The 25,607-nt window shown below is 62.8% G+C and carries 32 protein-coding genes; 4 read left to right on the forward strand and 28 right to left on the reverse strand.

Annotated elements, in window-relative coordinates:
• Nucleotides 1-36: 36 nt before the first annotated feature.
• The 27 genes from ACE4RL_RS15245 to ACE4RL_RS15375 form a co-directional block, all read right to left on the reverse strand.
• Nucleotides 37-696 carry a response regulator transcription factor gene (locus ACE4RL_RS15245; protein WP_375597956.1) on the reverse strand — a complete coding sequence of 220 codons (660 nt, stop codon included), beginning with the start codon at nt 694-696 and terminating at the stop codon, nt 37-39.
• Between the two features lie 25 nt (nt 697-721).
• Complete coding sequence (locus ACE4RL_RS15250; protein ID WP_375597957.1) at nt 722-1,021, reverse strand: hypothetical protein; 300 nt, start codon at nt 1,019-1,021, stop codon at nt 722-724.
• Nucleotides 1,022-1,096: 75 nt separating this feature from the next.
• The gene (locus ACE4RL_RS15255) at nt 1,097-1,840 is read right to left on the reverse strand and encodes a glycoside hydrolase family 108 protein (RefSeq protein ID WP_375597958.1); all 744 of its coding nucleotides are present in this window, start codon (nt 1,838-1,840) and stop codon (nt 1,097-1,099) included.
• Nucleotides 1,833-5,579 (reverse strand): glycoside hydrolase/phage tail family protein, encoded by a 3,747-nt coding sequence (locus ACE4RL_RS15260; RefSeq protein ID WP_375597959.1) that lies wholly within the window; start codon nt 5,577-5,579, stop codon nt 1,833-1,835. The genes ACE4RL_RS15255 and ACE4RL_RS15260 overlap by 8 nt, the downstream gene beginning before the upstream one ends.
• A gap of 39 nt (nt 5,580-5,618) precedes the next feature.
• A complete protein-coding gene (locus ACE4RL_RS15265) occupies nt 5,619-6,038 on the reverse strand; it encodes an NlpC/P60 family protein (RefSeq protein ID WP_375597960.1) in 420 nt (139 codons plus the stop codon).
• Nucleotides 6,035-6,925, reverse strand: a complete 891-nt coding sequence (locus ACE4RL_RS15270) for a DUF2163 domain-containing protein (protein WP_375597961.1) — start codon at nt 6,923-6,925, stop codon at nt 6,035-6,037. The genes ACE4RL_RS15265 and ACE4RL_RS15270 overlap by 4 nt, the downstream gene beginning before the upstream one ends.
• Entirely contained in the window at nt 6,922-7,542 is a 621-nt protein-coding gene (locus tag ACE4RL_RS15275; RefSeq protein WP_375597962.1) for a TIGR02217 family protein, read from the reverse strand. The genes ACE4RL_RS15270 and ACE4RL_RS15275 overlap by 4 nt, the downstream gene beginning before the upstream one ends.
• Before the next feature lie 156 nt (nt 7,543-7,698).
• Nucleotides 7,699-8,238 (reverse strand): phage tail tape measure protein, encoded by a 540-nt coding sequence (locus tag ACE4RL_RS15280; RefSeq protein WP_375597963.1) that lies wholly within the window; start codon nt 8,236-8,238, stop codon nt 7,699-7,701.
• Nucleotides 8,228-8,419: a rcc01693 family protein gene (locus ACE4RL_RS15285; RefSeq protein ID WP_375597964.1), complete on the reverse strand. Its 192-nt coding sequence runs from the start codon at nt 8,417-8,419 to the stop codon at nt 8,228-8,230. Before ACE4RL_RS15285 ends, ACE4RL_RS15280 begins: the two co-directional genes overlap by 11 nt.
• Complete coding sequence (locus ACE4RL_RS15290) at nt 8,416-8,730, reverse strand: gene transfer agent family protein (RefSeq protein WP_375597965.1); 315 nt, start codon at nt 8,728-8,730, stop codon at nt 8,416-8,418. The genes ACE4RL_RS15285 and ACE4RL_RS15290 overlap by 4 nt, the downstream gene beginning before the upstream one ends.
• A 10-nt stretch (nt 8,731-8,740) precedes the next feature.
• Nucleotides 8,741-9,154 carry a phage major tail protein, TP901-1 family gene (locus tag ACE4RL_RS15295; protein WP_375597966.1) on the reverse strand — a complete coding sequence of 138 codons (414 nt, stop codon included), beginning with the start codon at nt 9,152-9,154 and terminating at the stop codon, nt 8,741-8,743.
• Between the two features lie 181 nt (nt 9,155-9,335).
• Complete coding sequence (locus ACE4RL_RS15300; protein ID WP_375597967.1) at nt 9,336-9,731, reverse strand: DUF3168 domain-containing protein; 396 nt, start codon at nt 9,729-9,731, stop codon at nt 9,336-9,338.
• A 4-nt stretch (nt 9,732-9,735) separates the two neighbouring features.
• The gene (locus ACE4RL_RS15305) at nt 9,736-10,047 is read right to left on the reverse strand and encodes a phage head closure protein (protein ID WP_375597968.1); all 312 of its coding nucleotides are present in this window, start codon (nt 10,045-10,047) and stop codon (nt 9,736-9,738) included.
• Nucleotides 10,048-10,076: 29 nt separating this feature from the next.
• Nucleotides 10,077-10,643 (reverse strand): head-tail connector protein, encoded by a 567-nt coding sequence (locus ACE4RL_RS15310; RefSeq protein WP_375597969.1) that lies wholly within the window; start codon nt 10,641-10,643, stop codon nt 10,077-10,079.
• A gap of 141 nt (nt 10,644-10,784) precedes the next feature.
• Nucleotides 10,785-12,008, reverse strand: coding sequence for a phage major capsid protein (locus ACE4RL_RS15315; RefSeq protein WP_375597970.1), 1,224 nt, complete (start codon nt 12,006-12,008; stop codon nt 10,785-10,787).
• 12 nt (nt 12,009-12,020) lie between these two features.
• Nucleotides 12,021-12,494 (reverse strand): HK97 family phage prohead protease, encoded by a 474-nt coding sequence (locus tag ACE4RL_RS15320; protein WP_375597971.1) that lies wholly within the window; start codon nt 12,492-12,494, stop codon nt 12,021-12,023.
• On the reverse strand, nt 12,491-12,622 hold the full coding sequence (locus tag ACE4RL_RS15325; RefSeq protein ID WP_375597972.1) for a hypothetical protein: 132 nt from the start codon (nt 12,620-12,622) through the stop codon (nt 12,491-12,493). The genes ACE4RL_RS15320 and ACE4RL_RS15325 overlap by 4 nt, the downstream gene beginning before the upstream one ends.
• Before the next feature lie 4 nt (nt 12,623-12,626).
• Nucleotides 12,627-12,815, reverse strand: coding sequence for a hypothetical protein (locus tag ACE4RL_RS15330; RefSeq protein ID WP_375597973.1), 189 nt, complete (start codon nt 12,813-12,815; stop codon nt 12,627-12,629).
• 83 nt (nt 12,816-12,898) lie between these two features.
• Nucleotides 12,899-13,549, reverse strand: a complete 651-nt coding sequence (locus tag ACE4RL_RS15335; RefSeq protein WP_375597974.1) for a hypothetical protein — start codon at nt 13,547-13,549, stop codon at nt 12,899-12,901.
• Entirely contained in the window at nt 13,546-13,875 is a 330-nt protein-coding gene (locus ACE4RL_RS15340) for a hypothetical protein (RefSeq protein ID WP_375597975.1), read from the reverse strand. The genes ACE4RL_RS15335 and ACE4RL_RS15340 overlap by 4 nt, the downstream gene beginning before the upstream one ends.
• Nucleotides 13,876-13,956: 81 nt before the next feature.
• On the reverse strand, nt 13,957-15,123 hold the full coding sequence (locus ACE4RL_RS15345) for a phage portal protein (RefSeq protein WP_375597976.1): 1,167 nt from the start codon (nt 15,121-15,123) through the stop codon (nt 13,957-13,959).
• A 222-nt stretch (nt 15,124-15,345) separates the two neighbouring features.
• Nucleotides 15,346-16,605 (reverse strand): DNA-packaging protein, encoded by a 1,260-nt coding sequence (locus ACE4RL_RS15350; protein WP_375597977.1) that lies wholly within the window; start codon nt 16,603-16,605, stop codon nt 15,346-15,348.
• Complete coding sequence (locus tag ACE4RL_RS15355) at nt 16,583-17,005, reverse strand: hypothetical protein (RefSeq protein WP_375597978.1); 423 nt, start codon at nt 17,003-17,005, stop codon at nt 16,583-16,585. Before ACE4RL_RS15355 ends, ACE4RL_RS15350 begins: the two co-directional genes overlap by 23 nt.
• A 216-nt stretch (nt 17,006-17,221) precedes the next feature.
• The gene (locus tag ACE4RL_RS15360; RefSeq protein WP_375597979.1) at nt 17,222-18,442 is read right to left on the reverse strand and encodes a DUF2254 domain-containing protein; all 1,221 of its coding nucleotides are present in this window, start codon (nt 18,440-18,442) and stop codon (nt 17,222-17,224) included.
• 68 nt (nt 18,443-18,510) lie between these two features.
• On the reverse strand, nt 18,511-19,770 hold the full coding sequence (locus ACE4RL_RS15365; protein WP_375597980.1) for an Hsp70 family protein: 1,260 nt from the start codon (nt 19,768-19,770) through the stop codon (nt 18,511-18,513).
• 92 nt (nt 19,771-19,862) lie between these two features.
• A complete protein-coding gene (locus ACE4RL_RS15370; protein WP_375597981.1) occupies nt 19,863-20,501 on the reverse strand; it encodes a diguanylate cyclase domain-containing protein in 639 nt (212 codons plus the stop codon).
• A 76-nt stretch (nt 20,502-20,577) separates the two neighbouring features.
• A complete protein-coding gene (locus ACE4RL_RS15375; RefSeq protein ID WP_375600296.1) occupies nt 20,578-21,033 on the reverse strand; it encodes a YcgN family cysteine cluster protein in 456 nt (151 codons plus the stop codon).
• A 134-nt stretch (nt 21,034-21,167) separates the two neighbouring features.
• On the opposite strand from ACE4RL_RS15375, the gene ACE4RL_RS15380 reads away from it, so the two are divergent.
• Nucleotides 21,168-23,327, forward strand: coding sequence for a transglycosylase domain-containing protein (locus tag ACE4RL_RS15380; protein WP_375597982.1), 2,160 nt, complete (start codon nt 21,168-21,170; stop codon nt 23,325-23,327).
• Here ACE4RL_RS15380 and ACE4RL_RS15385 read toward each other — a convergent pair whose 3' ends face one another.
• Entirely contained in the window at nt 23,328-23,792 is a 465-nt protein-coding gene (locus tag ACE4RL_RS15385) for a hypothetical protein (RefSeq protein WP_375597983.1), read from the reverse strand. It lies immediately after the preceding gene.
• A 124-nt stretch (nt 23,793-23,916) separates the two neighbouring features.
• On the opposite strand from ACE4RL_RS15385, the gene ACE4RL_RS15390 reads away from it, so the two are divergent.
• From ACE4RL_RS15390 to ACE4RL_RS15400, 3 genes are read left to right on the forward strand one after another with little or no spacing between them, the layout of a single operon-like run.
• On the forward strand, nt 23,917-24,492 hold the full coding sequence (locus ACE4RL_RS15390) for a DUF1214 domain-containing protein (protein ID WP_375597984.1): 576 nt from the start codon (nt 23,917-23,919) through the stop codon (nt 24,490-24,492).
• A complete protein-coding gene (locus ACE4RL_RS15395; protein ID WP_375597985.1) occupies nt 24,489-25,034 on the forward strand; it encodes a DUF1254 domain-containing protein in 546 nt (181 codons plus the stop codon). The genes ACE4RL_RS15390 and ACE4RL_RS15395 overlap by 4 nt, the downstream gene beginning before the upstream one ends.
• Nucleotides 25,031-25,600: an NUDIX hydrolase gene (locus tag ACE4RL_RS15400; RefSeq protein WP_375597986.1), complete on the forward strand. Its 570-nt coding sequence runs from the start codon at nt 25,031-25,033 to the stop codon at nt 25,598-25,600. Before ACE4RL_RS15395 ends, ACE4RL_RS15400 begins: the two co-directional genes overlap by 4 nt.
• The last annotated feature ends 7 nt before the right edge of the window (nt 25,601-25,607 follow it).

A 25,607-nucleotide genomic window follows, 5' to 3' on the forward strand; every position in this document is an offset into this window, starting at 1 on the left:
CCTTGGCCCCGCCAGTCATGCCATCATGACGCCAGGTCAATCGCCAAGGATCTGATAGCCAAGACCGCGCACGGTTTGGATACAATCCTCGGGGAGTTTCTTGCGCAAGCGCCCTACAAAGACTTCAATTGTGTTGCTGTCGCGGTCGAAATCCTGATCATAAAGATGCTCGGTCAGCTCCGTACGGGAGATGACCTTGCCCTTGTGGTGCATCAGATAGCTCAAAAGCCGCAATTCGTGGCTCGTCAGCTTCACCGACTGCCCCTCGACCGTCACCTTGCCGCTGCGGGCATCCAGACGGACAGCGCCACAGACAATTTCATTGCTTGCGTGACCGGCTGCTCGGCGGACGAGTGCCCGCACGCGCGCCAGCACCTCCTCCATATGGAATGGCTTGGCAACGTAGTCGTCCGCACCGGCGTCGATACCTTGCACCTTGTCGCTCCAGCGATCGCGTGCCGTCAGCAAGAGAACCGGCGTGGTCTTGCCGGCCCGGCGCCACTCCTCCAGCACTGAGAGCCCATCCATCTGCGGCAGGCCGATATCGAGGATGATGGTGTCATAGGGCTCTGTGTCCCCTAGAAAATGTCCCTCTTCGCCATCGAAGGCCACATCCACCGCATATCCCGCCTCGGTCAATGCGTCCTTGATCTGCCGATTGAGATTTTCGTCGTCTTCAACAACCAGAATACGCATGATCCGCCCCCACAAGGCTAGGCCGCTATTGTGCGCCCAGCGTCAGGTTTTGCGCCTGACCGTCCGAGCTGAGCACACCAATAACATATACTAGCCTGCCGCCCTCGTCACACACATCGACGCTGAGGATTTCGGAATGGGGATCCACACCGGCTTGGACCAGCACCGCGTCCAGCGACAGGATCTGTCCCGAAGACACAGCCTCCTGGATCTGGCGTTTGTCGAGGCAAGCCTGGGCCTGACTCTGGCCGGTGCCTGCAAGCGCAAGCGCCAAGGCGAGAGCCAGAGCAATGGAGGCCGATGGTTTGGGGGCGTTCGTTTTCATGACCCGATTATTAGCGGCTTCAAACTGAATGGGACATGAATGCGGCGAGACACCCCCGATTTCCACACAATTGACCTAGGCTTTCTCGATAGCCCCCTTCAGTCCCTTGCGCAGGAACAGGATGGCCAGTGCTTCAAGGACGAGGCTTCCCGCGGCCCCGCTATCCAGAGCTGGCAGGTCGACACCGAGCATCTGGGCGAGGCCAGCCAGAAGCATGAAACCAGCCACGATGTAGGTCTTGTAGCCAGACAGGATATCCATGGTCATTTCTCCAGGGTTGGGATGATGGGCAGTTGGTGCGGCCGCTAGCGCGGCTGTGCGGACGGCCCGGACGCGACTGGTCCACCCCCGCCCGAAAACCGGAAAGGTCGACAAAAGCCTGAGAAAGCCCAGTCGCCGATCGCATAATTCGCTGATGGTTCCTGCCGCGTCTGCCTTGCTGGCAGCAGCCAGGGTCACCGGACCGACGATACCGTCGATGGGTACGCCCAGGACGTGCTGCAAGGTCCGCACGGCCCTGCCTGGCCCCGAATTGACCGCATAATCGAACACGGCAAGATCGACGCCGGCTGGCATTTCCCCTGCCCGGCACAAATCCCAGTAGCCAGCGCGATAAATCTGCGCGGCTTCGCTCCGGTCGAGCGCCTGCACCGCCGTTTTGGGCAGATTCCACCACGGCGATATCCCACGCCAGCGCGCCAGGGTCTTGCGCGTAATCCCCATATTGGTGGCCCCGCCCGGATCGGCAGGATGGTCGACATAGCCGCCTTCATACCGGAGGACTTCCGTCAGGCAGGCGTCGAAGCGCAGATCACTCATGAAATACTCCCGTCGCCGCATGGCCGAGGCCTAGCGCGGCGCTCACCTGTTGCACCGTGAAGGAAAAACCGCTCGCTGGGCCGCCGAAATCGGTCATTTGATCGGCCAGCGCGTAAGAACTCAAAGCCTGTGTTGTGCTGAGAGTACGAATTGGAGCGCCACCGCTCCGGATCGTCACCTGCCAACGTTCAGGCACATACTCGACCGCCGGCTCTGCTACGCCCCAACCATCGCCGTCGGCACGGCTGCGGCGCGTCCAGCGCAGATCGACATTCCCGTTCGCCAGTCTCTGGCCATATAGATGAACGGGCGCCAAGGGCAGCGCAGGGCCAGATCCCGGGGCGATAGGGACGATCTGCCGATTCTCGCCTCCCGCCACGGTAGCGTGCAGATTTCGGGTCTCCCCCAGCCAATCTGTCTCTACGGCCAGCGCCGCAACGGACTGATCGAGCACCATCACCCGTCGGCCCGCTGACGCTGGCGCAATCGCGCTGCCGGATCCTTCAAGGCCTCGCAATAGCTTGGTCAACCGATACTGGCCGGGCGCCTGCAGTGCGGCGTGAGCGAACCCGATCACCTCCCAGTTGCCGCCGTCTGTCTCCACCAGCAGTCGGTTGGCCCCTGCCAGGGCGGCCATGGGGTTGACATCGGCGAGATGCCCGGCTGTCAGGGCGATATCCAGAACGGACCCGCTGTCCCATCTGGCTTCCGGCCCAGGGGTCAGAGCTCTAAGCAGTTCGCCGATGGCCGCTGGTCGGCCGAGCCTCGCCAGCAAGGCATCTGTCAGTTCGTCCGTCACCACCACGTCCCCCGCCCAGGGGTCCGCAAAGGCGCCAAATATCAGCCGGCTGCGCAGCGGGTCGGATGGCAAAGGCGGCAGATGTGCCACGGCAATCAGTGGCGTCACGACCGGAACCGTACTGGCGGTGCTGCCGCGCGGCCTGTCGATACCGTGGGCGAGGGCATCGCCACGGCGCACAGCGCTGGCGACCACTTGGCGCACCGCGCCATCTCGGATCTCGCTGATCTCGAACGGCCCCTCCATGACGCCGTCCCCCGTCACGCGGTCACCAGTTTCGAGCCCGACACGTTGGGGTGGCAAGGCAAACTCGATTTGGTCACCGCCGGCGACCTGGCCGTCCAGCATTCGTTCTGCCGCCCGCCGCGCCGCGCCGCTATCAAGCACAATTAGCAGGCTCTCGGCGATCAGCGGGCCTGTGCCCGGACGTATCGCCGCTGAGGTGGCAGACAGGTAGTCCCGCTCGCGATCGAAATGTCCGAGCGTCAGCCGCCCGGGCTTTTCCACACTGTCACCGCGGCGACGGGACAGCACAGGCTGGTCGAAGTTTGCCAGCGAGGTGCCTTGGAGACTGAGTGCCGCGCCCGTGCCACCGGCAATGCCAATCAGCAAATCGCCGCGCGCTGCCAATTTCTGCCCCGTCATTTCCAGGATCGGTTCGAGCGCTTCCCGCGCAGTCCCCGCCCCCGACACGGTCATTCCGCCGATCATCGGTGCTGAAGGCGCCGCCAAGACCGTGCAGCCGTGCTCTGAGGCAACCGCCTGAGCCAACTCATCACTGGCCAACCCGCCCAGCCGGCCAGTCAGCCAGTGCCCGGTCGCATGATTTGCCCCGTCAGACCAGACTTCGGCAAGTGCGGGAAATGCGGGATAGGGCCGTGCATCCCAGGTCCAGCAATAGAGCCGCGCCGGATCAACCATACCGGCCGGATTCTTCACCGGGTCGTTCCAATACTGGTGGTGCGCCCGCAGCACCTGGCGCTGGATCAGACTATCCGGCGTGCCGCTGGAGAAATAGGGCCGACCATCTTCCGCGCTCTTGCTGTCGCCGAAAATATTGGGCTGGTTGGCGCCCTTGTCGACCGCCCCACAGCCGATTTCCGTCAGCCACAGTGGTTTTGAGCCCGGCACCCAGGCCGTTGAGTTGGCGCTCCGCACGCCGTCGGGCCGGTCGAAATGCTCCTGGCTCCAGAAAGAGGCGATATCCTTGTAGCGCCAGACCCACGGCTCGCCATATGCGCCATCGGTGATCGGTGTGCGGAACTGCACCCTGCGGTCTGCATCGCTGGCATAGTACCAATCATGCCCCTCGCCGGCGCCTATGTTGCCAGCCAGATAGTCCAGTTCGTATCCGGTGCGGGCCAGTGCCAGGTCGGCATGCGCCTCTCCATCGCGCCAGTCAGCAAGCGGCATGTAATAGTCGATCCCGACAGCATCGATGTCAGGCGAGGCCCAAAGTGGATCGAGGTGAAAGAACTTGGCCCCATTCTTCTGGCAACCGGAGTATTCGCTCCAGTCGGCGGCATAGGTCAGCTTGGTGTCCGGTCCGACAATGGCCCGCACATCGGCCGCCAGCGTCACCAGCGCGTCAACAAAGGGAAAGCTGTTTCCCGCGCCCCGCACGCTGGAAAGCCCCACCATTTCCGAACCGATCAGCATGGCGGCCACCCCGCCCGCAGCGGCCACCAAATGCGCATAGTGCAGCACCATGGCGCTATAGCCCGGTACAAAGCTGGCCACCTGTGCCGCGGCGACAGAGCTGCCATCGGGCGATCCTGGCTGGCCTGGAGCCGGCATGCATGTGATCCGCCCGCGCCAGGGATAGGCAGCCTGCTCGACCGCGCCATAGGGGTCGGGCAGTGCATTCCCCTCCGGGATGTCCATCAGGACAAAAGGGTAGAGCGTTACCTTGAGCCCGCGTGCCTTGAGGTCCGCGATCGCGGCCAAAACCGAGGCGTCCGAGGGCGTTCCGCCATAGGCGGGACCAACACCATGGCTCGACACCACCCGCGCCATCTCGCGCGAGATTCCGGCGACGCTCCATTCGGCCCCTTCGATTGTCCGCGTCGCCCCCTCGGTTCGTGGCTCAACGGTACAGTCGCCGCAGCGCAAATCGTCGCCAAACCAGCTTACGACCAGCGCCACGTGTTCGAGATTGGGGCAAAGCGCCTGCAATTCGTCCAGCGACCAGCTCCAATTGCTGGTACCGGGGATAAAATGGGCATTTTCGCTCGCGCCGACGCCCGGCCCCAGCACTCGGACGCGCGGCTCGGGATCATAGCCGAATTCGGTCGCCCCGGGGATAAGCGTCACCGCGCGGATGGACGGCTCGAGATCGCCGACGACACGGCAGAGTTCAGCCGACAATTGCGGAATGCGGTTGCCGAAGCGGCTGAGCGGCAGGTTTTCGACCACCAGATAGCAAAGCCCACGATAGGCGGGCGCATTACCCATGCCCTGAATTGCCTCGATCAGGCTGTCGGGGGCCTGATCTTCATCACCGTGATAGAAGCGCAGATTGAGCCCGCGCGTATCGAGCAATTGCCCATCAGCCCAGATCCGGCCAAGCCGGGCCACCCGCCCCTCGCAAAAGGCAATGGCGAAGCTCGCCAACACCTCTTCAGTCTCCTCTGTCGCGGGAGAAAGCCCTTTGGCGCCAGCCGTCGCGCTGACGTGGCGCACCAATTCACGCGCCCAGATGATGTTGCCCGCCAGTCGGCCCCACCCGTAGAGCCGTGGAATGCCCAGCCCCTCACTCGACGCGCCCAGACGCACATCGAACAGCTGAGCATCGGCCTTTTGCGAATGTTGGCCGAACAGCCAGCCGTCGACAGCGCTGCCCGCCAGCGCGCCCAGTGCGCGCCCAACCGTGGCGCCGAAGGGGCCGCCCAGCAGCCCGCCAGCAAACTGCCCGGCAACTGAAAGTGCCAGAGTGGCCATAATTGCAATCCTTTGGAATTGTTGAGGCGCCGATACGCGCTAGTTCGGAAACCGGTACCGGCCGCTGATCCGCCGCCGCCACGCGTCGGTCAGGTTGGCCTCGACCACGCCCAGATGCTCCTGGGCATGAATGAACCGATCAGCAGATACGAGGATCCCGCAATGGCGCGGTTCGGCCGCTCCACCCAGGCGGAACAGCACGACTTCGCCCGCCTGCGCAGGTCCACGCACTTCAGCAAGAAACCGTTCCGCGGCCAGGCGCAAGGCGGGGTCGCGTTCCCGCCCCCGCCAGTCCACGCGATAAGGCGGCACCGCTGTCGGCTCCATGCCATAAAGCGTCCGCCACACGCCCCGAAGCAGGCCGAGGCAATCGCATCCGGCGCCCGGTGTGGATGCCTGGTGCCGGTATGGCGTGCCCAGCCACAACCGGGCGGCGCTCACCACATCTTCGGGCCTCATGGCACCACCGGCCTTCCATCCATGGCATAGCCGGCGCGAGGGTGGCGCAGCACATAGTCGCTGCCCGGAATATGCGGAAAGCCGCGGAAATTGGCCGCATTGGCAAACTTCGCCTTGCAGGTCGCGAACCGCCGGTCGCATCCCACGGTCATGGTGAGTGCATCCCCCACGCCGCACCATGCCCCGACCCGGTCGCGGAAGCCGATCATGTCTCCAGCGGCATCACGCCGATGCGTCAGCACTGCGTCGCGCAAGCCAATGCGCTTCCCGCCATTCCACTGCGCCATGCCAAAGGCAAACCAGTTTTCTTCGAAGCCACCAAGGCCGCTTACCCGGATCTGGAAGTCATCGATCACTTCGGCAACAACGGTGTCGGCCCTGTGCCTTGCCGTCTCAAGATCAATGCCACAGCGCGCGTCACCGACGGTGGCGTCGCACAGGCCCTGGAAGAGCCGCCCGCGTGTCACGTTTAGAGCCTGCTGTGGCGATCTCAATTCGGCGCGGAACACCCTGTCCTCCCGGACAATCTCGCCGATAGTGTCGACCCGGAGCCTGAGACGCTGGCTCGGCTCTGCCCAGTTCACCATCCAGGTCTCGACCTTTGCGGCGTCATAGCGCCCGAGCAAAATATCGTCCTCGGCAATGGCCGCACTGTTGAGCACACCAAGCACTTCGCCAGTCTCCACCTGCAGACCGAGCCTGGATGGCACCTCCCCGCCATCGAGGCCGTAGGCCGGATGGCACTGCGTCTCTTCCACGATGAGCGGCCGGTCGTGATCGGTGAAACCGAGCACGACACCATCGGTGCGCCGCACAAGCCAGCATTTCGCCGTGGTCGTTTCGCCCTGCGCCAAATGCGCCGCGAAGGCCTCTGGAATGTCCCTCATGGCAGGATCTCCACCAGCGGAATGCTTGGCACCTCGGCCCCGTCGAAGCTGTTAAGTTCAACGTCCAACCGGTCGGTATCGAACCGCACCGGCACATCGAACAGAAACCCTGCCGTTACGCTTGCGCCAGGTGCCGGCGCGCTGGAGAAGCCCACGACCCCGCTTGTCACATCGACATTCCAGCCGCTGACCAACTCGGCGCCACCAACGGCAATGCGCACGCTGCCGGCAACCGGCTTGGCAATGGGCCGCAGATAAGGAGCGAACGCGGCGCCATAGCGTTTGGTGAGTTGAAACTCGGTCCGCACGCCGTCGCCTGTTCCGATCACCTGGTCGGCCGGCAAAGGATCTGCCAGACCCGAGGCATGATCCAGCCCATCGCGCCAGAGAAATCCATGCAGCCGTCCGCGCCTTTCTTCGAAGAAGGCCAGCACAGCTTGCATATCGGCGCGCGATTTGACGCCATAGCCAGCATTGTATCGACGACGTGAATGCGCCCAGCGTCCGTTTCGGGTCTCCCCGCCACCAGCCAGCGTCACGACGTCGGTCTTCCGCTCCGGCCCGCCCCGCGCCCCCAGCGCAATGTCGAGCGGGAAGCGAATGTGATGAAAGGACATTTTGAATCTCTCTTTTTGGCACCACAGCGCGCAGAGATTCAGGTCAGGCCGAGCCGAAAGTGGTGGGTTTCGAGAACCGGAGCACAGCGTACGTTTGGGTACGTGAGCACCGGAAGCGCAGAAACCCTCCGCTTGCAGGCCGGCATCACCTGAATATCAAGCGCTGCGCGTGCCCCGCCGCACCGCCCGCAGCAGCATCGCGCTGACCTCCGCCTCGCTGGCCGCAAAACTACGCGCATCGGTCGCCGTCACGTTGAAGGTGACATTCACCGAGCCCCCGCCCCCCGCAACACCAAGTCGCCCGTCCGGCCCTCGCTGCAGTGGCATGATCGCCTCGGGCCCGGCTTCCCCGGCCAGCCCCATACCCTGCCCCAGCGGGAAATAGCTCGGAGCAGCAATCACCCCGCCCTTGGCGAAGGTCGTCAGTGTCGGATTTGTGGCAGCAAAGATGTTTTCGACCACCCCGCTGACCAGCGTCCCCAATGGTTTGAAAGCGGCCTTGAGCGCGATGTCGGCAAAGGCTCGGCCAATGTCCTTGAGAACCGACTGGAACGATTTCCCGTCCATCACCGCACCCCGGAAGGCCCGGCTCACCGCCACGCCGACGCCATCGGCCAGGTCGCGAATGCGACCCAGTTCCACCTCGACATCGGTCATGTCCCGGCGAAAATCTTCGCCAAACAGGTCATTGGCCATCGGGGAAGGTCTCCATCAACCGCTCGAGTTCAGTTCGCCCTAGCGGACCGGCCCTTTCACCCATGACCGCGCCCCAGGCCGCAGCCAGTTCGCGCGGGCTCATGGCCCAGAAGTCGCGCGGCGGCAGGCGCAACACGCCCAGGCCGAAGCGCATCGCTTCTTTCCAAGGAAACGGGGTCATTGGCTCTCTCCAAAGGTCGCCTTGAGCAGCCGAACGGCGATTTCAGCCGCCCCGCGCAGCCCGCCTTCGACGCTCATCCGCGCCAGCTCGTCATCGCTGATACTACTGCCGCCGCCGCGCAGGCCCGCCCCCAATATGGCCGTCAGGTCCCGCGCCGAGATCCGGCCCTCGCCAAATCGCTCCGCGAGTCCCGCCAGGTCTCCCGCCCCCAACCGCGCCTCCAGTTCTGCAAGCGCGCCAAGCGTCAGGCAAAGCACCCGCATCTCGCCGCCGATCTCCGCCGCGATCTCGCCACGATGAATGTTGGTCATTTCGGGGTCCTCAGGCTGCCACGAAGGTCACTTCACCTGCGCTTTCCAGCGCTAGGTCGAAGGTCACTTCCCCGGCATGATCTGCCGAAAACTCCAGCGCCACGATCTGGAACGGTCCTTGCACCGTGCCGAAACTGGGCAGGATCAGCTGCCAGTTGCGGATCGTCCCGGCAAAGAACAGGCTGCGGATGGTCGCGTCCGAGCTCTGGTCCTTGAACACGCCCGAGCCGGAAACCGAAGCCCGCTTCACGCCGCCCCCGGCCAGCAGCTCACGCCAGCGTCCGGCGCTTTCCTGGTCCGTTGTATCGACGCTGGCCGCATTGAAATTGAGGCTGCGGGTCCTCAAACCCGCCACCGTCAGAAAACTCCCCGACCCGGTTTGGTCGAGTTTTAAAAGCATGTCCTTGCCACTCTGGGCTGCCATAGTTCTGTCCTTGCCTGAAGGGGCCCCACCCTTGGTCCCTCCCCATCAAGGGGAGGGAGGCGCAGGACTGGGGCGCTTGTGTTCATCGTCTCCCTCCCCCTCGTGGGGAGAGATCGAGGGTGTGGGTCTTCCTTCTCCCCTCGTGGCAGGTGGTGCTTGAAGGGCGAAGGAGGCTTTCTCGTCACTCGCTGAAATATCGCAGCATCACTGCCGCCCTGGCCTGCCCCGTCGCCGTGTCGATCGCCGTTTCGGTCCGCATATGCTCGGCATGCGGCACCATCAGTCCCGCCGGTACCAGCTCCGCCAGAGCCACGGCCACCACTCGCTCGGCAATATCAAGTGCCGCCTTGCGGCTGGGCTGATGGCTCCAGCAATGCAGCACTATGCGATGCTCCTGCCCTGGCGTTTGGTCACCATCACGTTGCCGGATGTCATGGCGATCGATCACCACATAGGGGGCCGGCCGGTCCCGTGGCGGCGCATCGAACACACCCCCCGGCCCAATCAGTGCGGTTAGCGCCGCATCGGCTTCAAGTTGCGCCACCAGCGCTGCCTGCAGACCTGCAATCGGATGCATCGCGCTACCCTGTGAAGCTGGTTTCGCTGCAGGCGCAGTTCAAATAGGCTCGCCTGCCGTTGAGATCGGCGGTGCTCACCACATCAAGATTGCGCCCGCGATAAACAATCCGGTCACCCGGTGAGACATCACTGCGAAAGCGCAACACCACGCTATGGGAGATCGCCACCGCGCGACCATCGGCATTCGTCCCCTGCCGCCCCGTCAGGCTGCGCACCCGTGCCCAGAGATTGTTCACCGGCACATAGATCCGCTCATGTCCCCCACCGCCATCATCCTGGCTCTCGCGCCGCTTGAGCTGGACCCGGTCTGTCAAAGTCCCGACCGGCGGGAGCCGCTCCCCGCTCACAGACGCACCCGCTTGTAGGGCGCCACCACCCGGTCAAAGCCGGAAGGCACAATGGCGCCAGAACCCGCCACAATCACCGCGTCGCGATGTTCGAACCAGTGCGCCACAAGCCCCAGCAGGGCCTGCCGCAGATCGGCGGGCACATCTTCCGGCTCGGTGCCGAAACCGGCGACATAGTCGATTTCCAGGCCCTGGCGCGTCCGGAGCACAGGCATGCCGGCCACGAGCGGCGGGACGACCAGCCGATCGGGCTCGGACATGAATTGCGCCAGCGCAATCTCATGGCTGCCGCCATTCTCATCGATGGCCGCAATCCCGGTCACAGAGATCAGCGGTGCAACCGGCAGTTTCACCACGCCGCCCTCAGGCCAGGCATCGAGCACGACGCGCCAGCTCTGCGCCAGCAGCGCTCTGCCTGTGACGCCTTCGACATGCAGCCGTGCTGCACCGATCAGCGTCGTGATCAGCCCGTCTTCGTTGCTCTCGTCGACCTTGAGAAAAGCCTTGGCTTCGGCAAGCGAAACCGGCTCCTCGGCGGGCCCCGCCAGGAGATATGCAGTCATGTTCTTATTCCTTGTTGGAGAGACCCCCACCCCGCCTCCCCCTGGTGAAGGGGGAGGGGCTGGCCGGTGGTCAGCTGAGATCGAGGCATGCTCGATAGGTCCCTCCCCCTAATTCAGAGGGAGGCTAGGTGGGGGTGGGCCTCAGCTCACACCAAATTTGAGCAGCTTGATCGCGTCATAGTCCGCAATGCCGCCGCCAACCCGCTTGGTGGTGTAGAACAGCACATAGGGCTTGGAGCTGAACGGGTCGCGCAGCACCGAGACGCCCTGCCGGTCGACGATGAGATAGCCGCGGCGGAAATCGCCAAAGGCCACTGAGAACGAATTGGCGGCGATATTGGGCATATCCTCGGCTTCGACCAGCGGGAAGCCCATGAAGCTTGCCCGCCCGTCAGCCGCCGCTGCCGGCTGCCAGAGGTAATTGCCGTCGGCATCCTTGAGCTTGCGCAATGCCCCTTGGGTCTTGCGGTTCATCACCCAGCTGGCGTTCTGCCGGTAGCCGGCCTTAAGCGCATAGACCAGGTCAATCAGGATATCGCTGGCATTGCTGGCCGGCAGCGCCCCGGAAACACCCGTGGCCAGGTATCCCAGATTGCCCCAATTCCAGCTCGCCTCCGCCACCTTAGTGCCGGCGAGGAAGCCGCTCGGCTTATTGACGCCGTCTCCGGTGACAAAGGCCGTGGTCTCCTGCGCGGCAAATGCGGCATTGACCTCGTCGGCGATCCACTGGCCCACATCCACCGCTGCATCGTCGAGAAAGGCGCTAGTCGCCGCCGGCATGGCGTAGAGTTCGGTGGTCGGATAGCTCAGTTCCGCCAGGGTCTGGCTATTGGTGGTCGGCCGCGCCGCCGCTTCGCCCACCCAGCCCGTCGCCGGGCCGGTCACCGTGATCGGCCGCTTATAGACTGAGCCCGACACCTGCCGCACCCCGGCAATGGCGCGGATGGGCGAGATATGGGTCATGAGACGGGTGATTTCGGTCTCGACCTCGGCCGGTACCACGTAGCCGCCATCGGCATTGACGCCGATCTGCAGCGCCTTCTCCTCGCCGCGCTTCACATAGGCCGAAAAGGCTTCCTTATATTCGCCATCCGGTAGGCCGCCACCCTTGCCCTCAATGGCCGGGCGCGCGCGTTCGGCACTGGCGCGATCCAGTGCCGCCTTGTGCCCGTCGATGACACGATTAAGCCGTTCCAGCTTGCCCTCGAGCAGCCCATCGGCGCTGCCGCGCTTTTCGATCTCCTTCAAACGCTGGTCATTGGTGGCCTTGAACTCCTCGAACGCATGCGAGAATTCTGCGAAGAGCGCGGCAATATCGCCCCCTGCGCCGGCCTTGGTTTCAAGGCCGTCGTCGATCCGATCCATGTCGGTGTCCTTCTATCGGTTACGGATGGTTTTCGTGGCGGCGGCAATGGCCGCGCCGGCCGTGAGGGGGGACGCTATGCGCGCATCCTCCATCATCGGAAAGGTGACGATCGAGACCTCATAGAGGTCGATCTCATGCAACAGGCGGTTGCCGTCCCGGCGGCTCGCCTTGACGGTGCGGAAGCCGATGGAAAGTCCATCGAGAGCCCGGTTCTCGATCAGCCGACGCAACGCATCCGAGCGCGGCACCCCCGGCACCAGCCGCCCGGTGACGAAGAGGCCATGGTTGTCCTCGCCCATGCTCTCCCAGGCGCCGACCGGCTCCTTCGGGTCATGCTGAAACAGCAGTCTGATCCGCCCGCGCCTTTTGGCGAGGCTCTTCGCAAAAGCCCCCGGCAGGACGATATCACCGCCGCTGTCGAGCCGGTTGAAGACGCTGGCATAGCCGGCAAACCGCCCCTCAGCATCTATCGGAATGCCACTCATCCGCGCTTGGCCCCACTCGAGCGCGGTTTGGGTGCACTGCGCTGCTTGTCCGCCAGAGTGCCCGCCAGGTTCCAGGCAAACCGCCTGAACGTCTGCTGCGCCGCTTCACGATTTTGCTTGTCTGACATGGACTTAGTCCTCCTTACGGAAAAGCCGATTCAACTGCGCGATCTCCTGCACGAAGTCGTTGAAGTGTTGATTCACCCGCGCCATTTCCCTCAGGCTCCACACCAGCAGCGCACTCGCCCCGCTCGCCCAGAGGAACAGCGCCAGATGGGCGAGGTCCCCCCGCTCGATAACGGATTTGGTCAGCTCATCCATGGGTTCCTCCAGGCAACAAAAAAGCCCGCCGGAGGCGGGCTTGGGTGGTTCGACATTTGCGGCAACGTCTGGCCATGCATTGGTCAGGACCAACTTTCCCGCAATTGCACCAGGCTGGCCGCTGCGGTATCGGCTCGCTCAAGAACCTTGGGCGGTCGGTTTCTCAAACCTGCGATCATCCTTAGGAAGTGGGAAACTTCGCGCTCGGTAGCACGAGTGTCCAACAGCGCCAGCAAATCCGAGACATAGTCATCGTACTCGAACACTGACGAGGGATTCTCCGGCGCATTAAAAGGATCCCACTCCAGTGTCAGAAAGCTTCGGACAGCCCGTAGTTTTTGACTTCGCTTTACCAGTGCCTCCGTTCCTGGAAGCAACCGCTCTTCGAAAAACCGAGCATGCGTAAGGATCAATTGCATCTCGTCCTTGGTTAACCGGCTGTCTGGGTATTCAGGCTTTGATCCCATCCTGCGATCTAAAGCGATCGCAACCTGATACTGCTCGGGCGGCAGAGCGGCAGTCGAGACAATGGTGCATTGCCGGTCATCTTCTATCCTCCGGCCTTCGCCATCCCGGCCAAACTTGTAGGTCGACTCATTCGGAATATTGCGGGCCCAAAAATTGGACGCATTCGCATCGTAGACTAATAGCAAGTCCGTCCGACCATCGTTTCTCAGACCGTATATCAAATCGCCGGTCACGACGGCATGGAGTGCCTGAAACCTCGACGTCATTGTTGTCCTTTCGGAGCAAAGCGGCCCAGGGTTTCCTGCTGTTCAATATGCGGCAATTCCTCGATGCCCAGAATCTTCAATGCGCAGCTTCGGCAAAGGCGCTTTCCCTGGATGCTGTACATCCCTGTTGTGCCAAAACTTCCCCCCAAGCTGCACCCGCCGGAAAACCCATCACAGCGCGGACCCGCAACCTGAACGCGCTCGGGCTCGACATGAACCTGCCCGATTGCCGACAGATCATCAATCCACTGACCGCCCTCAGGCGTCCCTTTCGGCGCCCGCGGCTGATCTGGCCGATAGCGCCGCTCCAGTTGGGCAAGCAGCACATCGAGCTTCAGCGACAGGGATGCCAGCCGGATTTCATACCCAAGCGCTTTCAGCGCTCGTCCCGCAATCGGTACCCTTGCTTACGCCCCAGTACCGATCCCGGTCAGCTCCCGCTTCTCGTCATCTGTCAAAAACCCAGCCGCGCCGACCCGCGCCCACAGTGCCGCCCGGTCCTCGGCCAGCGCTTCGACGCCGTCGAAGTCCGGCACCACTTCCGCCCCCTCGAAGGCAGGCCCAAGCCACCCGCTCAATTCCTGCGCCACCCGTACCACCAGCGGCACCAGGGTCTGCCGCCACAGCGCCTTGTTGGCTTCGGCCAGGTTCGCATAGGTATTGTCGCCCGGTATGCCGAGCAGCATGGGCGGCACGCCGAAGGCCAGGGCGATGTCCCGCGCCGCCGCGTGCCGGGCTTCGATGAAGTCCATGTCGCGCGGGCTCAGGGCGATGGTTTTCCAGTCAAGCCCGCCATCGAGCACCATGGGTCGGCCGGCATTGGCCGCCCCGGCGAAATGGGCCTCCATCTCTTCCTTGAGGCGGTTGAACTGCTCTTCGGTCAGGCTCCCCGTTCCGGCCGAATACACCAGCGCCCCGCTCGGTCGCGCCGCATTGTCGAGCAGCGCCTTGTTCCACTGCGCCGAGGCATTGTGGATATCGAGGCTGGTCTGCGCGGCCTCGAGCGGTCCCATGCCGTAATGGTCATCCAGAGGGTGAAACAGCGCCATGTGCAGCACGCCCGGCACCGGGTGACTGTCCTGCGAAATCCGTGACGCCCTGCCGCCGGCCTTATAGTCATAGGCCACGGGCCAGCCGTCGCGCCCGGCCACCACGCTCATCCGGTCGGGCCGCAGCACGAAGAGCGTTCGCACTGCACCATCGACGATTCCCGCCTGCAGATAGGCGTTCCCTGCGGTTTGCAGATAGGCATAGACGGCTTCGAGCATTTCTGCGCCCGACTGCCGCCCATTGGGTTTTGCCAGCAGCGAGACCAGCGGATGTTCGCTCACCGCCTGGCCCTCAATCTTCACCGTCAGCGGCACCCGGTTGGCCGCCTCGGCGATCAGCCGGACGCAGCGGTAGACCACGGGATTGCGCATGAAGCCCTGATTGACCAGGCTCGCATACCCTCGCCCGCTCCACTGCGCGGGCCCCAACTGGCTCAACGTCAGCATGGTATGACCGGCAAACGCCTTGGTTTCTTCAGGCGTGTTTGTGCGACCGCCAAAGAGGCGGTTCAGGATATTGGGCATGTCTTGTTCCTCGTTCTTTCGACCCCCACCCAACCTCCCCCTTGCCAGGGGGAGGGGCGCCGCGGTGGCCCACCGGCAATGCAACAATCTCGATAGGTCCCTCCCCCTGCTTCAGGGGGAGGTTAGGTGGGGGTAGACCTTGTTGCCCCGCCATTCGAGCGCAGCTCTCATGGCCTTGCCGCCTAAAATCGCTCCACTGGAGCGATTTTGCCTTCGGCCCGGCTACAAGCCTCTCACCCGCGGCCTCGCCTCATTCAGCACCAATTCCGTCAGCGCCCAGACCAGTGCATCCACGCGGTCCGGCGAATGGCCGTCCGCCTTGCCGTCCGGTCCGAAGGCGCACAGCTCGTCTTCCAGCGCGGTAAGGCCCTCGACATGCTGCACTAGGCCGCGGGCATAGAGCGCTGCCACGGGTTCTGCCCGCACCCACTTGCCGCGGCTGGCGTAAGCGGTTCGCACCGGCACAAGGGCATCGACCTGGGCGATCATCTGACGCACCAGATCCCCGCCCTGGTTCACCTCGACAACAATGCAATCGGCGGCATGGGCGTGGAAAGCCGCCACAGCCCGTCGCGCCCACGTTATCGGCGAAGCCTGCTTGAGCGTGGCGTCCTCAAGCACCAAGGCGCCATCACCCAGCCGGCCGGCAACAATGATCCCGCACGCGTCGGACCGGGCGTGTCCGGTCACCGGCGGGTCGACCGCCACCACGATCCGGCCATCGGGGCCGCTCGCCGTCCGGCCAAACATGGCCCGCTGCCAGAGCGCGTCGGGCCGATCTTCGATCAGTTCGCCATCGAGCTCCTGGCGGCCAAGCACGGTGCCGCGATAGCGCGCCACCACCGCGTCCAGAAAGGTCGGCGCCAGATGCGCCTGGTTCTCGTGCGTGGCGATATGCACCACGGCCGTCCGCTCGTCCCTGAGCAAACGGCGTATCAATGCCGTCGGGCGGGGCGTCGTCGTTGCCAATTGGCGCGGCCGATCGCCCAGGCGCAAGCTAAATTGCAGCATGTCCCAGGCGGCTTCCGCATGAGGCCATTTGCCGATTTCATCGCACCAGGCGGCCGCGAATTGCGGTCCACGAAAGCGTTCGGGGTCGGATGCCGTCAAGATCGTTGCTTCGGCTCCATTGGGCCAGCGCAAATGGTTCTTGCCCCATAAGGTGGGCCGCTCATCGTCCCTATGCACAGCCATAAGACCGCTTTCGCCGCGCACCATGATGTCCAGCGCTTCGGTCATCGTTTCACCCACCAGCGCGATGGGCGATATCCGCTGGCGCGCCAGTTGCCGCACCCATTCGGCACCGGCCCGCGTCTTGCCCGAACCGCGCCCGCCCATCAGCAGCCAGGTCGTCCAGTCGCCATCGGGCGGCAATTGCTTGGCGAAGGCCCATTTCTGCCAATTATAGTATTGGGCTTCGACCTCGTCGTCACCGAGCGCGTCGACCTCGGCCTGCGAGCTAGCGAGACTTGAACTGGTCAAGGCGCTTGACGAGTTTGGCCCGCAGATCGGTCATGTCCTTGCGGCTGGCAGGGTCCACATTGCGCTCGGCCGCACCCAGTTCGATCAACTTGTCCAGTGTCTTGACCTGCGTGGCCAAGGTGTTCGTGCGTTTCTCCACCGGTTCATTTCTGGCCATTTCCAAATCTCTTATCTGTCTTTCGAGCACCTTGAGCATCCGCGACACCAGCACCGCCTCTTTCGGCCTGCGCTCGCGCTGGCTGAGCCAACCTTCGCATTGGCGGCGGTAGCGCAGCTGCGACACGGTGATGCCGTGGCGCTTGCAAATGGTCTTTGGCTCGAACAGCCGCCCTTCATACTCGGCGCGAATAGTCTGCCAGTCGGGCGGCGCTTGCCGCTCGATATCGTCAGGGCTTTCCATACCATCATGTCCTGAATTGCCGGGGCCTACCGCCCCCCTCATCGACCCAATTCGTCGACCATGCCTGAACCATAACAGACCAGCGTCACGCGGGGATAACTTGGAACCGGGCGACGCAGCCGCGACATCCTTTGGGTGGAAGAATCTTAGGTCAGAAGGCCACGAGAGCCAGGGTCAATGGCCAAGTGGCTGGAGGCCAAAGAATGACCAAGCCTTCTATTCCGTCTTGGCGGCCGCCTTGAGCGCCGCTTTGTCGCTCTTTGCTGTCATCGCCGTCAGGCCCCGCTCCAGCGCGTCGGCGATCATGCCCCTGGCTGCACGCTCCAGCTCGGGGCGGCAGCGCGCCAGGGTTTTCAGACCTGCAATCATGCGCAACATCACTTCAATGCTGCCAGCCCCGTCCCTTGCGATCGGTCGGAAGGAGTCAGCCATAAGGTCGTCGGGGTCGAGTGGCGCCACCAACAGCCGCTCAAATTTCAGTTCGCTGTCCTCTTCGGGCCGCTGCGCCAGCACACGCACCAGCGTGCCCACAACAGCGATGGCGGTTCCCGGGTCGTTGATCCCTGGAGACAGCGCTTTGCTTCCGATTTCAGCCAGCACGATCAGCCCAAAGCGCGGATCACTGTCGAAGGTGCGGCTGTTGCCAATTGTGAAGGCATTGACCAGTCTGTCTGCCATTCCTTCTGGCAGCGCACCGGCAACAAGCATAAGGGGGCGGTCGGGCGCCGCATAGGCGCCGGGCCGGGCTGTCACGGTGATGAGTAACTCCTGCTCATCGGCCAGTTCCTGCAGCCGGGACAGATCAATGTGCTGAACATATCCAGTCCTGTGGGTAAAGACAGGCTCTCCCGAGGGCTTTCCGCTAAGCCGCCGACAGCCCAGCAGTCCGTCGCCGGGCACCGTGCGAAACGACTTTTCGGTCGCAGAACCCACCTTGCTGATGGTTTCACCGACGCGACCGATAGAGGACATCTGCCCGATCCAGCGGATCAGCGCCGCGACGACCAGCACCACTACGGCGAGAGTCACGGCAAACAGCAGAAGGCGCCCCGCTTCGCTGTAAATATTGGCTGAGAGCCCGATGATACCGACTATGGAAAACAGAAATGCCCCGATGAACATCGAGATTGAGGTCTGCGCGCTGCGATCACCCACAATCAGGGGTACGGCTCTGGGTGTGGTGGAGGCTGAAGCACTCGAAAGCGCGCTGACAATTGTGGAGAGCGAGAAGACCGCAACTGTTAGCAGGCTTGAGGCCAGCACTGTCAGGATCGATTCCACGGCCTCGGACGACAGGGTGAACGGCAACTTATCGGGCACCAGGCCCGACATCGCATAGGCGATCACCACGGTCAGAATGGCCACCAGTGAAAATGCGGCCGGCAGGAACCACATTCTCTGAACCACTTGCCGGAGCTTGAACGCGATTTGACTCATGGACTACCCTCTCATCAGGTAAGTCTTACGCGTTCCAATTGGTTGCGCACACCCCGTCCTCGCGTCGACTACGCTCCGAAAATTCGTTGCGCCTCGAGCGCCAGGCCCAGACCAACGCTTCCAAGCACATCGGTGCGCACAATCTCTGCCTCTGGAAACAGCCCGCTCAGCCGTCCCGCAACGGCCGGAACCAATGTCGATCCGCCCGTCAGGATGAGGCTGTCGACTTGCCCAGCGGAAACACCGGCTCTCCGCAAGATCTCGCTAATTGTCCTCTCCAGCCGTTCGATGGAGGGTGCCAGCGCGTCAGCCAGCTGCGCGCTCGTCATCTCTGTCGCGATCTGGTGCTCCCGCACCGCGAACAGAAATGACACGGCGTCTCGATCCGAGAGCGCAATCTTGGCGTCTTCCACCGCGCCAATCAGGCGATGGCCCAGACGTTCTTCCACCAACGCGACAAAGGTTTCGACCTTCTCGGCTTCCCTGGCTTCCCGGATGGTCGAGCGCAGATCGCGCTGCGCCTTGGCGTCATAGAGCCGGTTGATGCGGTGCCAGGTGGAAAGATCGACATAGGGCGCCACCGGCAGATGCCGCTTGCCGTCGCGTGTGCGTGAGCCCAGGCCCAGCTCGGGCATCACCCGGCTCATGGCCAGCAACCGGTCGAAATCGGTGCCGCCAATATGCACGCCGGCCGTGGCCAGAATGTCGTCACTCCGATCCGCCCGGCCCCGGCGTTCCGGCGATACGCGCACCAGCGAGAAGTCCGATGTGCCGCCGCCCAGGTCAACGATCAGGGCGACGCGCTCGCCGCTGACCTGCCGTTCATAATCAAGCGCTGCGGCGATGGGCTCGAACTGAAACGCGATTTCCTCAAAACCTTGCGCCCGGACCGCAGCCTCAAGCTGGCCCTGCGCTTCCTGATCCGCCACCGGATCGTCATCGACGAAATGAACGGGCCGCCCCATCACGACGCTGGTCAGTTCCGTCTTCAGCGCGGTCTCGGCGCGCCGCTTGAGTTCACCAACATAGGTGCCGATGATGTCGCCAAAGCCGAGCCGCCGTGACTTGACCCGGGTGGTATCGGCGAACAGTGCCGTGCCCAGCACGCTTTTGAGCGAGCGCATCAAGCGGCCGTCGGCACCGCTGACATATTCCGCAATGGCCGCACGGCCGAAAAATAGCCGGTCTTCCTCAAAGCTGAAGAACAGTACGCTGGGCAAAGTCTGCTGGTCACCTTCAAGCGGAACCAGGGCCGGCACGCCATGAGCATTGACCCGGCCAAGGGTCGAATTGGACGTGCCGAAGTCGAGGCCACAGGAATGTGTCATGGCGAGCCGTCCGAAAATTGGCGTGTCTGCGCCTATCGCGCGGGGACGGGTCTCATAAAGGCTGTCTCCCGGCCTGGCAACCGGGCCGATTGTCAGGCGGCCTGACGGCGCCGGTCTTCACGCCCGCGCAGGTCGATCACTTCCAGCCGGGCCAATCCACGCCGTTGCGCCTTTTTCACCGCCTGGGCGGCGGCTTTGAGGACCTCCCGGTCCAGTTTTCCCTGCGGATTGACCACGGCAATCCCGGTGCTCAGCGTTACCTGACCCGCGTGGCTTTCGCGGTTGGGAATGCCTTGGCGGCGCAGCGCCGCTGCAATCCGGCTGGCCAGTTCGCGCGCCATCAATGCCGGCATGTCGGGCAGAACCAGCACGAAACCCGTCTGGCCGCTGCGCAGACAAATGTCGGTACCACGAGAGAGCTGCGCCTGGACTGTCTCTTCGATCGATTCGACGCACTCCTCGACTGCCTCGCGACCGTAGGCCGCGAAATATTCGGCATAGCGATCGATCTCGAGAGCCAGAACGCACAGCGACACATTGCGCTCGGCGCAATGGCTCCAGCCCCGCCGCAATTCTTCATCGATGCGTTGTGCCAGGCGCGGTTTCTTGTTCGGGTTGCGGGCGATGGCGGACTGACCATAGGCCGGCTCCGGGACATCGGCACCACGCGTCAGCGCTGCCCGGATACGGGCCCAAAGGCCGTCATTGCCGCTCATGGTTACTCTGTTCATCTAGCCTGTCCTGGGCCGTTTACCCGATGGGGCAATCAGGCCATACTTATGGTTAACAGCAGGTAAGCAATTGTGGTCAAAGGCTTTCCGGCGGCTCCCATTCTGGCCAGTCAACGGCGTGCTCCTCCCAATCCTCCGCATCAATTTCGGTTTCGAGAAATGTCCGCCCCTTGACGGAAATCCCAACATCTACAACGGTTTGCGGGTCTCCTGAAACCAGAGGATGCCACCAGGCCAGCCCTTTGCCCTCGGCCAGCCGGCGATAAGCGCAGGTGGTAGGAATCCAGGGTATCTCCCGAACATTTTCTGGAGTGAGCTTGATGCAGTCCGGCACCTTGGCCTTGCGGTTGGGATAATCTGTGCAGGCACAAGTATCGCCATCGAGCAGCTTGCAGCGCACATCGGAGGTTATGAGCGTCCCGGTGTCCTCATCCTCAAGCTTGATCAGGCAACACCGGCCGCAACCGTCGCAGAGAGCCTCCCACTCGGCCTGGGTCATCTGTTCCAGCGATTTTTCTTCCCAGAAGGCCATGTTCACCGTTTGCCATTCATGTTGTTGCCGGTTTGCCCTTGCGGGCCGGCCAATGCAATCATATTCCAGCGAGTGCGTTGCCTTGTCCGGCTTTTGCGGACAATCCTCCCCATATCGGGGCGTCGGGGTGCCAAGTGCAGGATCCATTCTACACCAAGGAAAAGAAGCGCAAGCCTAAGGCCGGCATGATGGCGGCCGACGCCTGGCTCGATTCCTCACTTTATGAGTTCTGGCAGACCTTGGGCCGCGGTTATACGCGCTACCAGGACTTCATGTCCCGCTTCCACGTCGCAGGCATAAAGCGCTTTTTCGTCGAAATTCTGTCCGATGCGTTCAGCTTCGGTGCCATCGGCGCGGTATTGATGACCGCCCTCGCCCTGCCCGCCTTCGACATCATCGACCGTGGCGCCTTCAACAAGGCCGAAGACTATTCCGTGGTGTTCATGGACCGCTTCGGCAATGAGATCGGCCGGCGCGGCATCCGCTCTGATGACAGCGTCGCTCTCGATCAGATGCCGGACTATCTGCTCAAGGCGACCCTGGCCACCGAGGACCGGCGCTTTTACGAGCACTTCGGCATCGACGTCGTGGGAACGCTGCGCGCCCTGATGAGCAATGCCCAGGGTGATCGCAGCACTCAGGGTGGTTCTTCAATCACCCAGCAATTGGCCAAGAACCTCTTTCTCTCATCCGAGCGCACCCTGGAGCGCAAGATCGTTGAGGCCTTCCTCTCGGTTTGGCTGGAGTGGAACTACTCAAAGGATCAGATCCTCAAGCTCTATTTCGACCGCGCCTATATGGGCGGGGGCAATTATGGCGTTACCGCCGCCGCCGAATTCTACTTCGGCAAGCGCGTGCAGGATATCAACCTTGCCGAAGCCGCCATGCTCGCCGGCATGTTCAAGGCGCCGGGCAATTACGCCCCCCATGTCGACCTGGCCGCCGCCCGTGGCCGCGCCAATCTGGTGCTTACCAATCTGGTCGCATCCGGCTTCCTTACGGAGGGCCAGGTGACGGCTGCGCGCCGCCACCCCGCTGCTGCCATCGATCGCAGCAACGACATAAACTCGCCGAACTACTTCCTCGACTGGGCCTTTGAGGAGGCCAAGACGATCATCCAAAGCACGAACGCGCCGGGCAATAACTTCATTGTCCGCACCACGATCGACACCACGCTTCAGACCTATGCCGAAGAGGCCATCACCTCGGTCATCCGTGAGCAGGGCGAGCAATATCGAGTCGAGCAGGGCGCCATGGTGGTCACCGATACCCAAGGCGCCATCCGCGCCATGGTGGGCGGTACGGACTATGCCAAAAGCCAGTTCAACCGCGCCATCGTCTCGACGCGCCAACCCGGCTCTTCCTACAAGCCCTTCGTTTATGCGGAAGCTTTTGAGCAATTGGGACTGACCCCCAGTGATACCATCTCCGACCGGCCTGTTTGCATCGGCGATTGGTGCCCGCAGAATTATGGCCGCTCCTATCGTGGCCAGACGACCCTGCTCAGTGCCTTTGCATCGTCAATCAATACCGTGCCCGTCACGCTATCGATCAAGACCGGACGCGATGCCATCGCGCAGCTCAGCTATCGAATGGGCTTGCGGCAGGAATACCCCGTCACGCGCTCGCTGGCGCTCGGCGTGGCTTCGGTTTCGGTGCTGGACATGACCAGTTCCTATGCTGTCTTTGCCAATCACGGCTACAAGACCCAGGCCTATGGTCTGACCCGCATGACCACACTCAACGACCAACTGGTGTGGGAGCGTGACCCCGACGCCCCACGCGAACGCGTGCTGTCCGAGCAAACTGTCGCCTACATGAACCAGATGATGCATACCGTGGTTACCGGCGGTACCGGGCGACGCGCTGCGGTGGAAGGTGTGCCCGCCTTGGGCAAGACCGGCACAACCACTTCGTACCGCGATGCCTGGTTCTGTGGCTTTACCGGCAACTATGTTGCAGCGGTGTGGTTCGGCAATGATGACTATCGACCCACCGACAATCTCACCGGCGGCTCGCTGCCGGCTACGGCCTGGCAAAAATTCATGGCCTTTGCGCACACCAATGTCGAGGTCTTGCCAGTGTTCGGCGTTGATTTCGAGCCGCCGGAGACCATTCTGGCCGATGCCGACCTGGAAGAGGTCGAGGAGGTTACGGAGCGTCCACCAAGCCTTAAACCCGCCGCCGCCCGTAAGCTCCTGGATCTGGCGGACCGGCTGGAGGATGCCAGCGCGGCTATTGCGTCCACGTCCGACACCGCGCTGGCGCCTACTGCCGGCAGCAGCCAGCTGTGATCAGTCCGTCCGCCGCTGATAGGTGCCGGTGAAGGTTACATTGTGCCCCCCGCACATCATGTTGTCTTCGGCGACCATCACCTCGCCCCTCAACTGCAGCGTGATCACGCAGTCATATTGCTCTGCCGCGCTGGCCGGCATGGAACCGTCCGGCCCCACGGCAAACACCAGCCTGCCATCAGCCCGGACCCAGCCCGCCATAACATGGGCCGAGAACTCCCCAAAATTGATCGCGCCGCGGTCGACGCGGTCAGGGTCTTGGGCACCCCAAGCGGCGAAGCCCTCCAGATACAGGCCCCCTCGTTCGTCAAGTACGATGGATATGTCCTGTTCAGCGCTGGCAGACCAATCCCCCACCCAATACGAGAGATCAACTGCCGCAGGCTTCTCTTTGCCCGTGACGATGCCGGAAAAGGCAACGGCAACGACAGCGACGCACTGGCCCACCTTGAATATCCTGCTCATCAGCTGCCCTCCACATCTGACACATAAACACCTTCCGCCCAACGCACTGCATTGCTACAAGCCTAGCAGATCTGAAACGCATCCGGCCCAGCCAAACATGCCCAGACTGCGGAGAAGCTGACTCGTGCGTTTTGTTCTGCGTCTGCTCTTGTCCATTGCCATTGCCCTGACAGTGGGCTTCGGGTTGAGCTACTACGCGTTAACTGATGGCCGTCTGTTTGGGGCGGTAACTCTTGGTCCCTGGACGGCATGGCCAGATGCCGGCTCCCCTGCCCCCAATCCATACACGCGTGGCCATCTCACCCGCGAAGCGGCCTTGCAGCTTGGGCGCAGCGAGGGCCTGCAATTCGTGGCAACGACCGACAGCGACAACGCTCCGCTCAAACTGGAGTGTTCCTATCTGCTGGCCGGCCATGTGCCCGTCTCAACGTTCTGGACACTTTCCGCGGTCGACGCGACCTGGGTCAATCTGGCGGCGCCCGGCACCGATCCCGCGTTAAGGTCAAGCGAAATAGTCCGAGAGACCGATGGCATGTTTCGGGTTCATATTGGGACCCGCCTGCGGCCGGGCAATTGGCTTGAACTGGCTGGCGAGGGCGAGTTTCAACTTGTGCTGACACTGTATGACACCACGGCGCTTTCCGGTTTTGCCTCATCAGACGCGAGCATGCCCTCCATCACCCTGGAGCAATGTTTGTGACGCGCACCCTGCTTTGGTTGATTGGCGGCTTGCTGCTCGGCGGTGTCATTCACATCGTCGCCATTCTAACCCTGCCCCTTCTGGCCGAGGAAACCACCTGGTCACGGATCAGCGCCCTCAAGGCGGAAAACCGCATGCTGGTGCTCGATCGAGTAACCCAGGGCACACCCAATCCGCTACGCCTTGACCCGGAGCTGAGTTACGGGGTTTGCAAGGTCGATCTGAGCAACGGACCGGCCTATCTGAGCGGGGTATTGCCCGATGCCTTCTGGTCGGTGGCGGTCTATGACCAGAACGGCGTGGTCATATATTCCACTACCAATCGCGACGGTATCGGCCAAACAGTCGAACTGGGCATTTTCAACGCAGCGCAAACACGTCTTCTCGCACAGCAGCAGATTGATATTGCTGATGGATTGCTCATCGTGGAAGCGCCGACCAACCAGCTCTTCGTGCTGGTTCGCCTCTCGGCGCCCCACGAGGCGATGCGCTCGCGGTTCGAGCAGGAACTGTCCGAGATCAACTGCGGACCACGGACGTGACGACGACCTTTCTTACCGCGCTGTCCAAGTTGGTCGAGCGCTACCTCGCGGACGTCGCCAGTCCGCGCGAACATCTCTCCTTGCTCCGCTGGCAGATCGAACAAGGCCATCGGCTCGATTTGCGCACCACCTATCCCGGTCATGTTACCACCAGCGCCATCATCCTCTCGCCCGACCACCGCCAGACTTTGCTCATCGACCACATCACGATCGGCCGCTGGCTACAACCGGGCGGACATTATGAGACAGACGAGACCTTTTCCGGTTCGGCGCAGCGCGAGGCTGAGGAGGAGACCGGGGTCACCGGCCTGCGGCTCCACCCCTGGCACCAGGACAGCGACCTGCCCTTTGTCATCGACAGCCACGATGTGCCGGGCAAGGCCTCCCGCAACGAAACGCCGCATATCCATCACGATCTGCAATATCTCTTTGTCGCCGATCCGGCTCAGCCCCTGATTGCCCAACTCGAAGAGGTCAACGCCGCCCAATGGTGCGACGCCCGCAGACTGGCCGAGTTCGCCCCCAAGGCGGTCGCCCGGTTAGGTACGGTGGCCGCGTTGGGTTAGGGCCCGT

The sequence above is a fragment of the Devosia polycyclovorans genome (assembly GCF_042181575.1).
GTDB lineage: Bacteria > Pseudomonadota > Alphaproteobacteria > Rhizobiales > Devosiaceae > Devosia > Devosia polycyclovorans.

Coding starts and splice junctions, on each gene's coding strand:
- ACE4RL_RS15245 (WP_375597956.1), bottom strand. CDS start 696: ATGCGTATTCTGGTTGTTGAAGACGACGAAAATCTCAATCGGCAGATC.
- ACE4RL_RS15250 (WP_375597957.1), bottom strand. CDS start 1,021: ATGAAAACGAACGCCCCCAAACCATCGGCCTCCATTGCTCTGGCTCTC.
- ACE4RL_RS15255 (WP_375597958.1), bottom strand. CDS start 1,840: ATGAGTGATCTGCGCTTCGACGCCTGCCTGACGGAAGTCCTCCGGTAT.
- ACE4RL_RS15260 (WP_375597959.1), bottom strand. CDS start 5,579: ATGGCCACTCTGGCACTTTCAGTTGCCGGGCAGTTTGCTGGCGGGCTG.
- ACE4RL_RS15265 (WP_375597960.1), bottom strand. CDS start 6,038: ATGAGGCCCGAAGATGTGGTGAGCGCCGCCCGGTTGTGGCTGGGCACG.
- ACE4RL_RS15270 (WP_375597961.1), bottom strand. CDS start 6,925: ATGAGGGACATTCCAGAGGCCTTCGCGGCGCATTTGGCGCAGGGCGAA.
- ACE4RL_RS15275 (WP_375597962.1), bottom strand. CDS start 7,542: ATGTCCTTTCATCACATTCGCTTCCCGCTCGACATTGCGCTGGGGGCG.
- ACE4RL_RS15280 (WP_375597963.1), bottom strand. CDS start 8,238: ATGGCCAATGACCTGTTTGGCGAAGATTTTCGCCGGGACATGACCGAT.
- ACE4RL_RS15285 (WP_375597964.1), bottom strand. CDS start 8,419: ATGACCCCGTTTCCTTGGAAAGAAGCGATGCGCTTCGGCCTGGGCGTG.
- ACE4RL_RS15290 (WP_375597965.1), bottom strand. CDS start 8,730: ATGACCAACATTCATCGTGGCGAGATCGCGGCGGAGATCGGCGGCGAG.
- ACE4RL_RS15295 (WP_375597966.1), bottom strand. CDS start 9,154: ATGGCAGCCCAGAGTGGCAAGGACATGCTTTTAAAACTCGACCAAACC.
- ACE4RL_RS15300 (WP_375597967.1), bottom strand. CDS start 9,731: ATGCATCCGATTGCAGGTCTGCAGGCAGCGCTGGTGGCGCAACTTGAA.
- ACE4RL_RS15310 (WP_375597969.1), bottom strand. CDS start 10,643: ATGACTGCATATCTCCTGGCGGGGCCCGCCGAGGAGCCGGTTTCGCTT.
- ACE4RL_RS15315 (WP_375597970.1), bottom strand. CDS start 12,008: ATGGATCGGATCGACGACGGCCTTGAAACCAAGGCCGGCGCAGGGGGC.
- ACE4RL_RS15320 (WP_375597971.1), bottom strand. CDS start 12,494: ATGAGTGGCATTCCGATAGATGCTGAGGGGCGGTTTGCCGGCTATGCC.
- ACE4RL_RS15325 (WP_375597972.1), bottom strand. CDS start 12,622: ATGTCAGACAAGCAAAATCGTGAAGCGGCGCAGCAGACGTTCAGGCGG.
- ACE4RL_RS15330 (WP_375597973.1), bottom strand. CDS start 12,815: ATGGATGAGCTGACCAAATCCGTTATCGAGCGGGGGGACCTCGCCCAT.
- ACE4RL_RS15335 (WP_375597974.1), bottom strand. CDS start 13,549: ATGACGTCGAGGTTTCAGGCACTCCATGCCGTCGTGACCGGCGATTTG.
- ACE4RL_RS15345 (WP_375597976.1), bottom strand. CDS start 15,123: ATGCCCAATATCCTGAACCGCCTCTTTGGCGGTCGCACAAACACGCCT.
- ACE4RL_RS15355 (WP_375597978.1), bottom strand. CDS start 17,005: ATGGAAAGCCCTGACGATATCGAGCGGCAAGCGCCGCCCGACTGGCAG.
- ACE4RL_RS15360 (WP_375597979.1), bottom strand. CDS start 18,442: ATGAGTCAAATCGCGTTCAAGCTCCGGCAAGTGGTTCAGAGAATGTGG.
- ACE4RL_RS15365 (WP_375597980.1), bottom strand. CDS start 19,770: ATGACACATTCCTGTGGCCTCGACTTCGGCACGTCCAATTCGACCCTT.
- ACE4RL_RS15370 (WP_375597981.1), bottom strand. CDS start 20,501: ATGAACAGAGTAACCATGAGCGGCAATGACGGCCTTTGGGCCCGTATC.
- ACE4RL_RS15375 (WP_375600296.1), bottom strand. CDS start 21,033: ATGGCCTTCTGGGAAGAAAAATCGCTGGAACAGATGACCCAGGCCGAG.
- ACE4RL_RS15385 (WP_375597983.1), bottom strand. CDS start 23,792: ATGAGCAGGATATTCAAGGTGGGCCAGTGCGTCGCTGTCGTTGCCGTT.